This is a genomic window from Nonomuraea jiangxiensis (assembly GCF_900099965.1).
Lineage (GTDB): Bacteria > Actinomycetota > Actinomycetes > Streptosporangiales > Streptosporangiaceae > Nonomuraea > Nonomuraea jiangxiensis.
In genome coordinates, this window is the sequence record NZ_FNDJ01000001.1 from 392,201 (window position 1) to 405,970 (window position 13,770).

The 13,770-nt window shown below is 70.1% G+C and carries 11 protein-coding genes; 8 read left to right on the forward strand and 3 right to left on the reverse strand.

Annotated features, from left to right (window positions below):
• Nucleotides 1-163 precede the first annotated feature (163 nt).
• The 5 genes from BLS95_RS01635 to BLS95_RS01655 are packed head-to-tail and all read left to right on the forward strand — an operon-like array spanning nt 164 to nt 5,523.
• Nucleotides 164-1,165, forward strand: coding sequence for a LacI family DNA-binding transcriptional regulator (locus tag BLS95_RS01635; RefSeq protein WP_090928313.1), 1,002 nt, complete (start codon nt 164-166; stop codon nt 1,163-1,165).
• Nucleotides 1,166-1,179: 14 nt separating this feature from the next.
• Entirely contained in the window at nt 1,180-2,445 is a 1,266-nt protein-coding gene (locus BLS95_RS01640; RefSeq protein WP_090928315.1) for a sugar ABC transporter substrate-binding protein, read from the forward strand.
• Nucleotides 2,442-3,326: a carbohydrate ABC transporter permease gene (locus BLS95_RS01645; protein ID WP_090928317.1), complete on the forward strand. Its 885-nt coding sequence runs from the start codon at nt 2,442-2,444 to the stop codon at nt 3,324-3,326. Before BLS95_RS01640 ends, BLS95_RS01645 begins: the two co-directional genes overlap by 4 nt.
• Nucleotides 3,326-4,132: a carbohydrate ABC transporter permease gene (locus BLS95_RS01650; protein ID WP_090928319.1), complete on the forward strand. Its 807-nt coding sequence runs from the start codon at nt 3,326-3,328 to the stop codon at nt 4,130-4,132. Before BLS95_RS01645 ends, BLS95_RS01650 begins: the two co-directional genes overlap by 1 nt.
• 23 nt (nt 4,133-4,155) lie before the next feature.
• Nucleotides 4,156-5,523 (forward strand): sulfatase family protein, encoded by a 1,368-nt coding sequence (locus BLS95_RS01655; RefSeq protein ID WP_176992975.1) that lies wholly within the window; start codon nt 4,156-4,158, stop codon nt 5,521-5,523.
• A gap of 126 nt (nt 5,524-5,649) precedes the next feature.
• Here the strand turns inward: BLS95_RS01655 and BLS95_RS01660 are convergent, their stop codons facing one another.
• The gene (locus BLS95_RS01660) at nt 5,650-6,501 is read right to left on the reverse strand and encodes an aldo/keto reductase (protein WP_090928321.1); all 852 of its coding nucleotides are present in this window, start codon (nt 6,499-6,501) and stop codon (nt 5,650-5,652) included.
• Nucleotides 6,502-6,662: 161 nt separating this feature from the next.
• On the opposite strand from BLS95_RS01660, the gene BLS95_RS01665 reads away from it, so the two are divergent.
• On the forward strand, nt 6,663-8,201 hold the full coding sequence (locus tag BLS95_RS01665; RefSeq protein ID WP_090928324.1) for a M28 family metallopeptidase: 1,539 nt from the start codon (nt 6,663-6,665) through the stop codon (nt 8,199-8,201).
• A 107-nt stretch (nt 8,202-8,308) separates the two neighbouring features.
• On the opposite strand, the gene BLS95_RS58845 is transcribed toward BLS95_RS01665, so the two are convergent.
• On the reverse strand, nt 8,309-10,270 hold the full coding sequence (locus tag BLS95_RS58845; protein ID WP_090928326.1) for a glycosyl hydrolase family 18 protein: 1,962 nt from the start codon (nt 10,268-10,270) through the stop codon (nt 8,309-8,311).
• 912 nt (nt 10,271-11,182) lie between these two features.
• On the opposite strand from BLS95_RS58845, the gene BLS95_RS01675 reads away from it, so the two are divergent.
• A complete protein-coding gene (locus tag BLS95_RS01675) occupies nt 11,183-11,530 on the forward strand; it encodes a luciferase domain-containing protein (RefSeq protein WP_143043546.1) in 348 nt (115 codons plus the stop codon).
• 116 nt (nt 11,531-11,646) lie between these two features.
• A complete protein-coding gene (locus tag BLS95_RS01680) occupies nt 11,647-13,254 on the forward strand; it encodes a Tm-1-like ATP-binding domain-containing protein (protein ID WP_090928329.1) in 1,608 nt (535 codons plus the stop codon).
• Between the two features lie 132 nt (nt 13,255-13,386).
• Here BLS95_RS01680 and BLS95_RS01685 read toward each other — a convergent pair whose 3' ends face one another.
• Complete coding sequence (locus BLS95_RS01685) at nt 13,387-13,656, reverse strand: hypothetical protein (protein WP_090928331.1); 270 nt, start codon at nt 13,654-13,656, stop codon at nt 13,387-13,389.
• Nucleotides 13,657-13,770: the final 114 nt, after the last annotated feature.

Genomic DNA, 13,770 nt, shown 5'->3' on the forward strand with positions numbered 1-13,770 from the left:
CCGGACTATTGATCGGCCGGAGGTCACCCTCGTAGGGTGTTAATCGATTCACATCACCGAGAGCACCCCGGCTAACGACAAACCCCATCTCCAGCATCCTGCCGAGATGATCGCCCTCCAATTCCCCATATCCCCATAGGGAATGCTAGGTTATTCGACTAACATGAGACCAACAGTGCGACAAGTGGCCGAGCTGGCGAACGTCTCGGTTGCCACCGTCTCCTACGTGCTCAGCGGCCGGGACCGCCCCGTCGCCGCCAAGACCCGGCAGCGGGTGCTCGACGCGGCCAGGCAGCTCGGCTACACCCCCAACCAGGCGGCCAGGAGCCTGCGCAAACGCCGGACCCAGCGGGTCTGCCTGGTGCTGAGCACGTTCGGCGGGGTGCCCAGCGACGAACGGCTGGCCATGGACCTGCACGAGATGGCCGACGCCCGCGGTTACTCCGTGGTCACGCTCGCCGTCTACTCCGAGGCCCGGGCGAGCGCCGCCGTCGACATGCTGCGCGGCGGGATCGCCGACGGCGCGCTGATCAACGTCGTCGGCGACCACCTCGCCCATGACCTGCTCGCCGGGCTCGCCGCCACCGGGCTGCCGATGGTGGTGCTGAGCAACGAGAGCGGCCTGGCGGGCTGCGATCTCGTACGCACTCCGGAGGCGGAGGCGTCCGCGGAAGCGGTCGAGCACCTGCTGGCGCAGGGCAGGCGGCGCATCGCGTTCATGGCCCACCGCCACGAGCTCTATCGCGACAAGCCCGTTGGCCGGCTGCTCGGCTACACCTCGGCCCTGGACCGGCACGGCGTGGACCAGCGCATCGTCACCTCGGGCGCGGACGACCGCGTGGCCGCCTACCAGACCGCCTCCGAGCTGCTGCGCTCGCCCGACCGGCCCGACGCGATCTTCGCCGCCTCCGACCGGGCCGCGCTCAGCGCGATCTGGGCGGCCAGGGACCTCGGGCTCAGCGTCCCCGGCGACGTCTCCATCGTCGGCTCCGGCAACATCGACGAGGGTCTCATCAGCAATCCGCAGCTCAGCACCGTCGGCCCGCTCAGACACGACTACACCGACGTCGTACGCATGCTCTTCGACCGCCTCCAGGCCGAGGAGCCGCCGCCCGCCCGCGAGATCGTCCGGTCGTGGACCTTCGTGCGGCGGGGCTCGTCCTAGAAGGGAAAACCGAGATGACCTCCCCGCTCTCCCGCCGTGACCTGCTACGCCTCGCCGGGGCGGCCGCCGCGGTCCCGGTGCTGTCGGCCTGCGCGGGAGCCCCGCCCGCGCAGACCGCCGCGCCCGGGACCTTCACCGTCTACTGGAACGCGGGCCACGACTACCAGGCCTACCGCAAGGTGATCGCCGAGTTCGAGCAGGCCAACAAGGTGAAGGTCAACCTGCAGAAATATCAGTGGCCCGACCTGCGGACCCGGCTGCTGGCCGACTTCGCCTCCGGCACCGTGCCCGACCTGGTCGAGGAGCCCGGCGGTTGGGTGCAGGAGTTCGCCATCTCCGGCAACGCCCGCTCGCTGCAGGACTACGTCGACCGCGACGGCGCGGCGATGGGCTTCCCCGCCGACTGGCGGCCCGTCACCGTCGAGCGCAACTCCTACCAGGGCAAGGTCTACGGCGTGCAGCTCCACCTGACCTGCAACACGCTCCTCTACAACAAGGCCATGCTCAGGGACGCCGGGCTGGAGCCGCCCACCACCTGGGAGGAGTTCCTGGCCGCGGCCCAGAAGCTGACCAAGGACGGCGTGTACGGCGTCGCGCTCAACCAGGACTACACCTACGTCTGGCCCTGGCTCACGCAGGCCGGCGTCACCCCCTACGACCCGAAGACCGGCAAGATCATGGATCCGGTGGCCGACGCCGTCGAGGCGCTGCGGTTCCAGGCCGACCTCGTCCACAAGTACAAGGTGGCCCCCGTGCCCGTGTCGAGCACCGACTACTCGGGCCCGCAGAAGCTGTTCTCCGCCAAGCGCGCCGCCATGATCCTCACCGGCCCCTGGGACCTGGATCCGATCGCGAAGACCAGCCCCGACATCGAGCTCGGCATCGCCCCGCCGCTGAAGCACAAGGAGCAGGCCACCCAGGCGGCCGGTGTCAGCATGTTCGTGCCCGCCAAGGCGGCCCGGCCCGACCTGTCGTGGGACTTCATCAAGCGCATCACCGACCTCAAGGTCGAGCAGGCCGCCACCAAGGAGACCGGCATGCTCATGCCGCGCGTCTCCTGGGCCGACCTGCCCGAGGTGCGGTCGAACGAGGCCATCAAGGTCTTCGCCGACGCCCTGCCCTACGCCCAGGACTCCTCCCAGCAGGTCCGGCTGACCGGCCAGCTCGGCAAGTGGGAGGAGCAGCTCAAGGTCATGTACCAGCAGATCCTCATCCAGAACGAGCCGGCCGACGCGGCGCTCGCGAAGTTCACGCAGGCGGCCGAGGGTTTCCTCAAATGACCGCGCGGCGGCGGCCGCGTACTCTCGCGAGCCGGTACGCCAGGACCGCCTACCTCTTCCTCACCCCGGCGATCCTGTTCTTCGCGGCCTTCTTCTACCTGCCGATCGGCAACGTGGTGGCCACCAGCCTGCGCACCGGGCCGCAGGCCGACCAGTGGAGCGGCCTGGCCAACTTCGGCCAGGCCCTGGCCGATCCGGCGGTGCGGCACTCGTTCCTGGTCACCGTAGGATTCTCGGTGCTCGTCGTGGCCGGGTCGATCGTGCTCGGGCTGGCCCTGGCGATGGTGATCGACCAGCCGCTCAGGGGGCGGGTGGCCTTCCGGGTGCTGCTGCTGGTGCCGTACCTGACGTCGGTGGCGATCGTCGGGCTGCTGTGGCGCAACATCCTCGACCCCGAGCTGGGCGTGCTGAACCGGGTGCTGGCCGCGACCGGGCTGCCCCAGCAGCAGTGGCTCAACACCGCGCCCCTGCTCACGATCGCCGCCGTCACGCTGTGGCAGAGCGTGGGCTACACGATGGTGCTGTTCCTGGCCGGGCTGCAGGGGATCCCGGAGACCTACCACGAGGCCGCCAAGATCGACGGGGCGGACGGCTGGCGCCGCTTCTGGCGGATCACGCTGCCGCTGCTGGCCCCGACCACGCTGTTCGTGTCGGTGATGGCGGTGATCTCGGGGCTCCAGGCGTTCGGGCAGGCGTACATCATCACCAACGGCGGGCCCGGCGACGCCACCGACCTGTCGGTCTTCCACATCTTCAACGTCGCCTTCCGCACCCGGGACTTCGGCTACTCCTCGGCCCAGTCGGTGCTGCTGCTGATGGTGATCGTCGCGTTCACGCTCATCCAGCTCAGGGCGGGCCGCCGCGCGGAGGTCGTCTACTGATGCGCAAGGCGCTGCTCTACACGCTGCTGGTAGTGGCCTCGCTGGTGACGGTGCTGCCGCTGCTCTACATGGTGTCGCTGTCGCTGCAGACCGAGGCGGAGACGCTCTCGGCGGAGGCGGTGCTGGTGCCGGACTCGCCCCAGTGGGGCAACTACGCCGAGCTGTTCGCCCGCGCGCCGTTCGGGAACTTCATCGTCAACAGCCTCGTCGTGGCCGGCGTGATCACGCTGGCGCACCTGGTGTTCGACCCGCTCGTCGGCTACGTCTTCGCCAAGTTCCGCTTCCCGCTGCGCAACACGCTCTTCGTGGCGCTGCTGGCCACGCTGATGGTGCCGTTCTTCGTGCGGATGATCCCGCTGTACGTGCTGATGGCCAACCTGGGGTGGCTCAACACGTACCAGGGGTTGATCACGCCGTTTCTCATGGACGCGTTCGGGATCTTCCTGATGCGGCAGTTCATCCAGCCCATCCCCGACGACCTGATCAGCGCGGCCCGCATCGACGGGGCCTCCGAGCTGCGCATCTACCGGCGTGTCATCCTGCCGCAGACGCGGCCGGCGCTGGCTGTGCTAGGGCTGTTCACGTTCGTCTTCCAGTGGAACGAGTTCCTCTGGCCGCTGGTCGCCACCTCGACGCCCGAGATGCGGACCATCCCGGTCGGGCTCACCCTGTTCAACCAGGAGTACTTCACGCTGTGGCACCTCACGGCCGCCGGGTCGGTGATCCTCTTCGTACCCACCGCCGTGCTGTTCGTCCTCACCCAGCGATACTTCGTCCGAGGCATAGCGCTGACCGGACTCAAATAGTCACTACGTTAGGAGATTCCCTTTTGCGCCCGAACGTGATCGTCGTCTTCACCGACCAGCAGCGGTGGGACACCGTCGGCCCCCTCACCCCGAACCTCGACAGGATGGCCAGGCACGGTACGCAGGCCACGGTGGCGATCACCCCCCAGCCGGTGTGCGCGCCCGCCCGGGCGGCGCTGCAGACGGGCCGTTACCCGACCACGACGGGTGTCCACCGCAACGGCCGTGCCCTGCCCGCAGGGGAGCGCACGCTGGCCCACCACTTCGGCGCGGCCGGCTACGCCACCGGCTACATCGGCAAGTGGCATCTGGCCGACACCGAGCCGGTCCCGGCGGAGCAGCGCGGCGGCTACCGGTCATGGCTGGGCGCCAACGCGCTCGAGCACACCTCCGACGCCTACCGCACCATCGTCTACGACGAGGCGAACGACCCCGTTCTGCTGCCCGGCTACCGCTCCGACGCGCTGCTGGACGCGGCGGTCAGGTTCGTGGCCGACCACCACGAGGAGCCGTTCTACCTGTTCGTGTCGCTGCTGGAGCCGCACCACCAGAACGAGGTGGACAACTACCCGGCCCCCGACGGCTACGAGGAGCGCTATCAGGGCAGTTGGATGCCGCCTGACCTGGCCGCCCTCGGCGGCACCGCCCATCAGCACATGGGCGGCTACCTGGGCCAGATCAAGCGCCTGGACGAGGGACTCGGCCGGCTGCTGGACGCGCTGCGCAGCCTGGACCTGCTGGACGACACGATCGTGGCCTACACCTCCGACCACGGCAACCACTTCAAGACCCGCAACGGCGAGTACAAACGCTCCTGCCACGACGCCTCGCTACGGGTGCCGCTGGCCCTGCGCGGACCCGGCTTCGACGGCGGCGGCGCGATCTCCCGCCCGGTCAGCACCATCGACCTGCCGCCGACGTTGCTGGCGGCGGCCGGGCTGCCGGTGCCCGAGGAGATGCAGGGCCGCTCATTCCTGCCCCTGGTCCGCGACTCCCGCGCCGACTGGCCCGAGGAGGTCTTCTTCCAGGTGAGCGAGTCCGAGGTGGGACGCGGCATCCGCACCTCGCGCTGGAAGTACTACGCCGTCGCCGAGGACGCCCACCCGTGGGACGACCCCGCTGCCCTCCGCTACCGCGAGCAGGCCCTGTACGACCTGGAGAGCGACCCGTACGAGCTGGCGAACCTGGCCGGGTTCCGCTCGCACGCCGGAGTGGCGGCCGAGCTGCGGGAACGACTGGTACGCAGGATCGTGGCGGCGGGCGAGGCGGAGCCCGTCATCGACCCCGCGGTCGAGCGCTCCTCCCGCGCACAGGCGATGGCCGACCCGGCGGTGCGGTCGCGGGCGACCAAGCCGGTGCGCTTCGGTCACCAGCCTCCACGGGACCGGTGAGCCCGGACCGTTCCCACGGGACCGGTGAGCCCGGACCGTTCCACGGGACCGGTGAGCCCGGGCTGGTCCACGGGACCGGTGGGCCCCGGCCGGTCCCCGGCGCGGTGAGCCGGGGCCGCTCGGCGGCTAACTCTCGCTCAGCTCGCTGAGCTGCTCGGGCGTCAGCGACACGGTCGAGGCGGCCAGGTTCTCCTCCAGGTGGGCGACCGTCGAGGTGCCGGGGATCGGCAGCATCACCGGGGAGCGGGCCAGCAGCCAGGCCAGGCTGACCTGCGAGGGCGTGGCGCCGGCGGCCTTGGCGACGTGTACCACCGGGCTGTCGGGCGTGGCCAGGGCGCCGGCCGCGATCGGGTTCCACGGGACGAAGCCGATGTCGTGCCGCTCGCAGTGCTCCAGCACGTCCTCGGAGGAGCGGTCGGTGAGGTTGTAGCGGTTCTGCACGGTCACGATCTCGGTGATGCGCCGCGCCTGCTCGATCTCCTCGACGCCGACCTCCGACAGGCCCACGGTCGCGATCTTGCCCTCGTCCTGGAGCTCCTTCAGCTCGCCGACCTGGTCGTCCAGCGGGTAGCGCGGGTCGACGCGGTGCAACTGGAGCAGGTCGATGCGCTCCACCCCCAGCCTGCGCAGGCTCATCTCGACCTCCTGCCGCAGGTAGGCGGGGTGCCCGAGAACGACCCACTGATTGGGGCCGGTGCGCACGAAGCCGGCCTTGGTGCCGATCAGGAGCTGCTCCGGATACGGGTGCAGCGCTTCGCGGATCAGCTCCTCGCTGATGTACGGGCCGTAGGAGTCGGCCGTGTCGATGAAGTCCACCCCCAGCTCGACGGCGCGGCGCAGCACCCTGATCGCCTCCGGATGGTCCGGCGGCGGCCCCCAGATGCCCGGCCCGGTGATCCGCATCGCCCCGAACCCGAGGCGGTGCACGGTTTTGTCGCCAATGGTGAAGGTGCCAGTGGCCTGGAGCGATATGGACATGCGGAATCCCCGTTTTCGTCGTGGTCGCAGCACGTTCCAAGTCCGTGATGCAACAGATACACGGCCAATCTTCCCACTAGCCGGATCCATCAATACGTTTCGGGCTACATGCGCATTTTTCCCCCCGGTTTTCCCCATCAACATGCATCCGAGGAGCAAGCATGCGTTTACGCCTGCGCAGGGGCGTGCTCGGCACGATCACCGCGATCGCCGTGGCCCTGTCGCCCGTTGCCTTCACCGGCACCGCCAGTGCCCATGGACACGACGACCCCGTACGCAAGCTCGTCAAGGCCGTCTCAGGAAAGAACGTCAAGAAACACCTGAAGGCGCTACAGGCCATCGCCAAGGCCAACGGCGGGACCCGCGTGTCCGGCACCCGCGGATTCGACGCCTCCCGCGACTACGTGGCCCGCAAGCTGCGCTCCGCCGGGTACGACGTGACGATCCAGCCGTTCGAGTTCACCTTCGACGGGTACGTCACGCCGCCGGAGCTGCGGCGGACCAGCCCGGCGGCGAAGACGTACACGTACGGGTTCTTCAGCGACTACGTGGCGATGGGCGACTCGCCCGCCGGCGAGGTCGGCGGCACGGTCCAGAACGTGGACCTAGTGCTCCCTCCGGGGCCGGTCAACTCGTCGACGTCCGGTTGTGAGGCGAGCGACTTCGCCGGGTTCGTCGCCGGCAACATCGCGCTCATGCAGCGCGGGACCTGCACCTTCCGCGTCAAGGTGGACAACGCCCTCGCGGCCGGGGCGTCCGGGGCGATCGTCTTCAACGAGGGGCAGGAGGGGCGTACCGAGGTCGATCTCAACCCGACGCTCGGCGGGCCCGGCGTGACGATCCCGTCGTTCTTCACCAGCTTCGCGGTCGGCCAGGAACTGGCCGGGGCGGGCACCGCGGTCGCCATGAACTGGGACCCGATCGTCGAGACCCGGACCACCTACAACGTGATCGCCAGCAGCAAGAAGGGCAATCCGGACAACGTGGTCATGCTCGGCGCGCACCTGGACAGCGTCCAGGAGGGGCCCGGCATCAACGACAACGGCTCGGGCAGCGCCGGCATCCTTGAGGTGGCGTTGCAGTTCGCCAAGACCAAGCCGAAGAACCAGATGCGCTTCGCCTTCTGGGGCGCCGAGGAGTTCGGCCTGCTCGGCTCCGAGCACTACGTCGCCTCGCTGACGCCGGAGGAGCGGGCCAGGATCACCCTCTACCTGAACTTCGACATGATCGCCTCGCCCAACTACACGTTCGGCATCTATGACGGCGACGGCGACGCGTTCGGGACCGCCGGGCCTCCCGGGTCCGACGTGATCGAGGAGGACTTCGAGCGGTACTTCGCCGGGCGTCGTCAGCCGTTCACGGCCACGGCGTTCACCGGACGCTCGGACTACGGACCGTTCATCGCGGCCGGGATCCCGGCGGGCGGCCTGTTCACCGGGGCCGAGGTGCTCAAGACCGCGGAGGAGGCCGAGATCTTCGGCGGCACCGCGGGCATCCCGCTCGACCCTTGCTACCACAGCGCCTGCGACACGATCGCGAACATCAGCGACAAGGCGCTGGACGTGAACTCCGACGCCATCGCCACCCTCGCGGCCACGTACGCCTTCGACACCGGCACGATCGGCACCGCCGCGCCGGTCGCGAAGGGCGCCGCGGCCCGCGCGGGCCACTCGCACCACCCGGCGGACGCGCTGAGCTGACGTTCGACGCCATGGCGAGTATCGCGAACCTGGCGAACTCGCTGAGCTGAGCCCGGTGGGCCGGCCTCCGGAGTGGAGGTCGGCCCACCGGGTCGTTGGGGCCGAGGTCAGCCGAGGCCGTTCCTCATGGCCGTGATCAGCTCGCCGTTGGTGGTGTCACCGCTGAGTTCCCAGAAGAACGCCCCGCCGAGGCCCTGGTTCTTCGAGTAGCTCATCTTGCCGCCGATCGTGCTCGGCGTGTCGTAGCTCCACCACTGGTTGCCGCAGTACGCGTACGCCGTGCCGGCGACCGTCCCGGTGGACGGGCAGCGGGTCTTGAGGACCTTGTAGTCCTCGATGCCCTGCTCGTACGTCCCCGGCGCCGGTCCCGTGGCCGTGCCGCCGGGCGCGGACTGCGTGACCCCGGCCCAGCCGCGGCCGTAGAACCCGATGCCGAGCAGCAGCTTGCTCGACGGGACGCCCTTGCTCTTGAGCTTCTGGATCGCGTTGTCGGAGTAGAAGCCCGGGGTCGGGATGCCGGTGTAGGAGGTGAGCGGCGAATGCGGGGCCGTCGGGCCCTGGGGTGCGAAGGCGCCGAAGTAGTCGTAGGTCATGACGTTGTACCAGTCGACGTACTGCGCCGCGCCGCCGTAGTCGGCCGCGTCGATCTTGCCGCCGTTGTTGCCGTCCGCGGTGATGGCCGCGGTGACCAGGTAGTTGGAGCCGAAGCGGGAACGCAGCGCCGACATGAGGTTCCTGAACGCGGCCGGGCCGCTGGAGTCGCAGGTCAGGCCGCAGGCGTTCGGATATTCCCAGTCGATGTCGATGCCGTCGAAGACGTCGGCCCAGCGCGGGTCCTCGACCAGCCGGTAGCAGGACTCGGCGAACGCTGCCGGGTTCTGGGCGGCCTGGGCGAAGCCGCCGGACCAGGTCCAGCCGCCGAAGGAGAACAGCACCTTCAGGTTCGGGTATTTGGCCTTGAGCTTGCGCAGCTGGTTGAAGCTGCCGCGCAGCGCGCCGGCGTCCCAGGTGTCGGCCACGCCGTCCACGCTCTCACCGGCCTGGTAGAAGCGGTCGTAGTCGGCGTAGCTGTCGCCGATGGTGCACTGGCCGTTCTGCACGTTGCCGAAGGCGTAGTTGATGTGGGTCAGCTTGGCCGCCGAGCCGCTGGTGTCGATGTTCTTGACGTGGTAGGCGCGCTGGTAGACGCCCCACTGCACGAAGTACCCGAGGACCTTGTTCCCGCCCCCGCCGTTGCCGCCGCCCGTGGTCGTGGCGGTGACGGTGTTGCTGTTGGCGGAGCGGTTTCCGGCGGCGTCGCGGGCGCGGACGGTGTAGGTGTAGCTGGTGTTGGCGGTGCGGCCGGTGTCGGTGTAGGTGGTGCCGGTCACGGTGGTGACGAGGGTGCCGGCGCGGTAGACCTCGTAGCCGGTGACGGCGACGTTGTCGGTGGAGGCGTTCCAGGCGAGCGAGACGCTGTTGCTGGTGACGCCGGTCGAGCGGAGGTTCCCGGGTACGGACGGGGCCGTGGTGTCGGTGCCGCCGCCGCCCGTCGTGGTGGCGGTGACGGTGTTGCTGTTGGCGGAGCGGTTTCCGGCGGCGTCGCGGGCTCGGACGGTGTAGGTGTAGCTGGTGTTGGCGGTGCGGCCGGTGTCGGTGTAGGTGGTGCCGGTCACGGTCGTGACGAGGGTGCCGGCCCGGTAGACCTCGTATCCGGTGACGCCCACGTTGTCGGTGGAGACGTCCCAGGCCAGGGAGACGCTGTTGTTCGTGACGCCGGTCGAGCGGAGGTTCCCGGGTACGGACGGGGCCGTGGTGTCGGTGCCGCCGCCGGTGGCGGGCCGCCAGAGGGCGGGCACGTTCGGCGGCTCCCAGCCGGGTTGGGAGGTGTGGTTCTGGAGGCATTCGTACTCGACGCCGTTGTACGTGACGCGGGTGCCCGCCGTGTACGGCGTCCAGGGAGCCCAGGCGGCGAAGGCGGCTGCCCCGGCGGACGCCGTGGCCTGCGCCGGGGCCGCGACCGCGGCGGTCAGCGGCAGGACCAGCGCCGCCAGACCGGCCAGGATCTTGCTCAGGATGGTGTGTTTCATGATGCTCCGACATCCGGTTGGGGGGTGAACTGGGAGTGGGGAGCTTAGGAAACTATTAGGAAAGTTTCCTTTAAATTATGAGACGACCGTAGCCGCTGCCTGCGGAGGCGTCAATACATGTCGATCAAACCGTCAACCAACCAGGTCAAACCCACACGAAGGCCACAGACCCCACCCCGCAAACCCCGCCCCCGCCAGCACCTCGGCCACCCCATTCCGCGCCCGCCGCCCAGGCACCTCGGCCCACCCCACTGGACCCGCCCTACTCCGCGCCCGCACCCCTGGCAGCTCGGCCCGTGCCGTTGGCCCAAGCCGGCTCTGCGCCCCCGCCCCGGTCCGCCTCCCGCCCCTGGCAGCTCGGCCACCCCGCTGGTCCCGCCCTGGTCGGCGGCTGCCGCCCCTGGCAGCGCGGCCCGTGCCGGTGGCCCCAGCCGGCTCTGCGCCCCCGCCCCGGGTCCGCCTCCCGCCCCGGTCCGCCCCTCGCCTCACCGGTCCCTCGGCCCGCCCGACCCTCGGCCCCACCCCCTTCGCGTCCGGTCGGTTGGGACGCCCGGGAGTCCCGGGCGGGGAAGGTTCACGCGGGCACCCGCAGTTGGTCGGCGCTGGTGGACGGTCGGGGACCCCGGCGGGGTGGAAGGGCGGTCCGTCGTGGGCCGGGGAGGCACCGGCCATGGCGCCCGCTTCATCCCGCCTTGGGCGTTGAAGGCACTGGCCATGGCGCCCTTCCATCCTCAGTCACACCGGCAGGGGAGAGCCGCCGTGGCCGGGTCCAGTGAGGGGTGGGGGCGGGTCGGGTGCGGTCGGTGCATTGGGGCTGGTGGGGTGATGGTGGTCGTCGTGGCGGTGGCGTTGCTGATAACGGTTGCAGAACGGACGCTGACGCGGTGGCACACCGTGCCTCAGCATTGTGCTGTGGCAGTGATTACCGTCAGGCGACGGGCAGCTGAACGCCGGGGGCCCTATGTGGCCCGTGCGGTGGCGGAGTTGCGATCCTGGCCGGCGTTGGCGGTGAGCGACACCCGGCGTGGCCTGGCCTTCGCCGTCAGCGGTACCGAGATCCTGCGGATGACGGGGGCGGACGAGGTGCAGGTGCGCCTGACCGCGCCGGCCATCGACCGGCTGGGACCCTACCTACGAGACTGCGGCCAGGTGCAGGCCTGCCCCGACCGGGCCTGGGTGGCCGTGCAGGTGGACGCGGAGTCCGACCTGGAGCTGCTGCTCGCGCTCACCAGTGTGGCCATCAAAGCGCACGTGACCTGAGAAACCGCCGCCTGCCCTGAAACGCGCCCCTTTCGCACCTGCGTGGAGGCGTGATCGTCCCTGCTGTTGGGCAGTCCACAAGGTGGCGACGAACCGGGCGCGAAGGAGTGTCAGGCATGGCTGTCTTGCTGCTGGGGACCTTCGACACCAAGGGCGAGGAATACGCCCACGTCCGAGATCTGATCATCGGCGCCGGACAGCAGGTCGTGCTCGTCGACGTGGGACTCATGGGGTCGGCGAACCTGCCCGCCGACGTGGGGCCCGCAGCCGTCGCCGAGGCCGCGGAGACGAGCCTGGAGGCGCTCAGGGCCGCCGCCGACCGGGGAGCCGCCCTGCACGCCATGGCGGCGGGCGCCGCTGCGGTGGCCCGGGACCTGTACGCGGCCGGCCGGGTGAGCGGCATGCTGGCCCTCGGCGGCAGCGGCGGGTCGTCCGTCGCGGCGGCGGCCATGCGGGTGTTGCCCGTGGGCCTGCCCAAGCTGCTCGTCTCGACCATGGCCAGCGGCGACGTGTCAGCCTATGTCGGGCAGAACGACGTGACGCTCATGTACAGCGTCGTAGACGTCGCCGGGATCAACTCGATCTCCCGCCAGATCCTCGGCAACGCGGCGGCCGCGATCAGCGCGATGGCTGCCGCCTACGACACCCGCCGCACCGCCATCGCGGCGGCCGACCTCCGCCGATCGGCAGCGAGCCAGGCGGCGACGGGCGCTCTCGCAGCGAGCACCGGAGCGGCGGGTTCAGGGGTGGCCGGTACTGGGGCGGCGGGTTCAGGGGCGGCCGGTACTGGGGCGGCAGGTTCGGGGGTGGCCGGTACGGGGGCGGCAGCTTCGAGGGCGACGGGTTCGGGGGCAGTCGGCACTGGGGCAGTCGGCACTGGGGTGGCCGGTGTTGGGGCGGTGGGGTCGGGAGTGGGCGGTGCCGGGGTGGCGAGCTCGGGGGCGGCCGGTGCCGGGGCGGGGGCGCGTGATCAGACGGGCGGTGATCGGCCGATGGTGGCGGCGACCATGTTCGGGGTCACCACGCCCGCCGTGAACGCCGCGCGGGCCCGGCTGGAGGACCTCGGCTACGAGGTGCTGGTGTTCCATGCCACCGGTTCCGGCGGCCGGGCCATGGAGGCGCTGGTCGCCAGTGGCTACTTCGCCGGCGTGCTCGACCTCACCACCACCGAACTGGCCGACGAGCTGGTCGGCGGTGTCCTGTCCGCCGGTCCCGAGCGCCTGACCGCCGCCGGAGCCGCCGGAGTGCCGCAGGTCGTCAGCCTCGGCGCGGTGGACATGGTGAACTTCGGCCCGATGGAAACGGTGCCCGACCGGTTCCGGGACCGCACGCTGCTGGTGCACAACCCGACCGTGACGCTGATGCGTACCACTCCTGCGGAGACCGCCGAGATCGGCCGGATCATCGGCGCGAAGCTGGTCGCCGCCACCGGGCCGACCTCGCTGTTCGTGCCCCGGGGAGGGGTCTCCGCCGTGGACGTCGAGGGCGGGCCGTTCTGGGACCCGGCCGCCGACGCGGCCTGCTTCGAGGCCGTACGGGATGCCGTGGCGGGCAGCGACGTCGAGGTGGTGGAGAGCGAGCTCGACATCAACGCGACGCAGTTCGCGGTGGCCGCCGCCGACCGGCTGCACGAGCTGATCCAGCGCGCAGCGCGCCCAGGAGCGCGTCGGCCGGTGGCACGGGCGGAGCCGCAGGCGGGGCGGGCTGGGACTCCTTCCAGATGAGCGGGTTGGCGAAGTCCCACTCCGGTCCTTCGGCGGTCGCGCCGAACAGCTGCTTGACCCCGGCCGCAGCGCGGTATGACCTGCGACCGGGCGAACCGCCCAGATGGCGGTAAGGAGACGATTCGGTCAGCCTCAGATCGACTTCACCCACGAGCGCGCCGCCCTGGCCGGCATGGCGAGTTCTTCCTGAACCATCTTTATGGCCTGCTCTTCGTGTCCGCGAACCTTGAGTTGGCGTACGCGGCCGACAAGTTCGGTGGCTCTGAGAACGTCGGTGTACTTGAGGACGCGGCGCTGCCGGACGCCTTGGATCAGCTTCACGACGAAGAGGATCCCTAAGGAGACGAAGGCCAGAATGAACAAGCCTACGAAGGCGGCAGACGCTAACTGACTGGGGGACATGGCGCGATCTTAGGCGGATAGGGGCAGCTAGGGCAGAGGCGAGAAGGCCGAAGTGGAAGCCCGGCCAGCTGAGGCCAGCGCTGCGAAATCCCCTGCGAAGCACCTCGTACGCTC

Excerpts from the sequence above, each read along its gene's own strand:
- BLS95_RS01635 (WP_090928313.1), top strand. The coding sequence starts at position 164 with ATGAGACCAACAGTGCGACAAGTGGCCGAGCTGGCGAACGTCTCGGTT.
- BLS95_RS01640 (WP_090928315.1), top strand. The coding sequence starts at position 1,180 with ATGACCTCCCCGCTCTCCCGCCGTGACCTGCTACGCCTCGCCGGGGCG.
- BLS95_RS01645 (WP_090928317.1), top strand. The coding sequence starts at position 2,442 with ATGACCGCGCGGCGGCGGCCGCGTACTCTCGCGAGCCGGTACGCCAGG.
- BLS95_RS01650 (WP_090928319.1), top strand. The coding sequence starts at position 3,326 with ATGCGCAAGGCGCTGCTCTACACGCTGCTGGTAGTGGCCTCGCTGGTG.
- BLS95_RS01660 (WP_090928321.1), bottom strand. The coding sequence starts at position 6,501 with ATGTCCATATCGCTCCAGGCCACTGGCACCTTCACCATTGGCGACAAA.
- BLS95_RS01665 (WP_090928324.1), top strand. The coding sequence starts at position 6,663 with ATGCGTTTACGCCTGCGCAGGGGCGTGCTCGGCACGATCACCGCGATC.
- BLS95_RS58845 (WP_090928326.1), bottom strand. The coding sequence starts at position 10,270 with ATGAAACACACCATCCTGAGCAAGATCCTGGCCGGTCTGGCGGCGCTG.
- BLS95_RS01680 (WP_090928329.1), top strand. The coding sequence starts at position 11,647 with ATGGCTGTCTTGCTGCTGGGGACCTTCGACACCAAGGGCGAGGAATAC.
- BLS95_RS01685 (WP_090928331.1), bottom strand. The coding sequence starts at position 13,656 with ATGTCCCCCAGTCAGTTAGCGTCTGCCGCCTTCGTAGGCTTGTTCATT.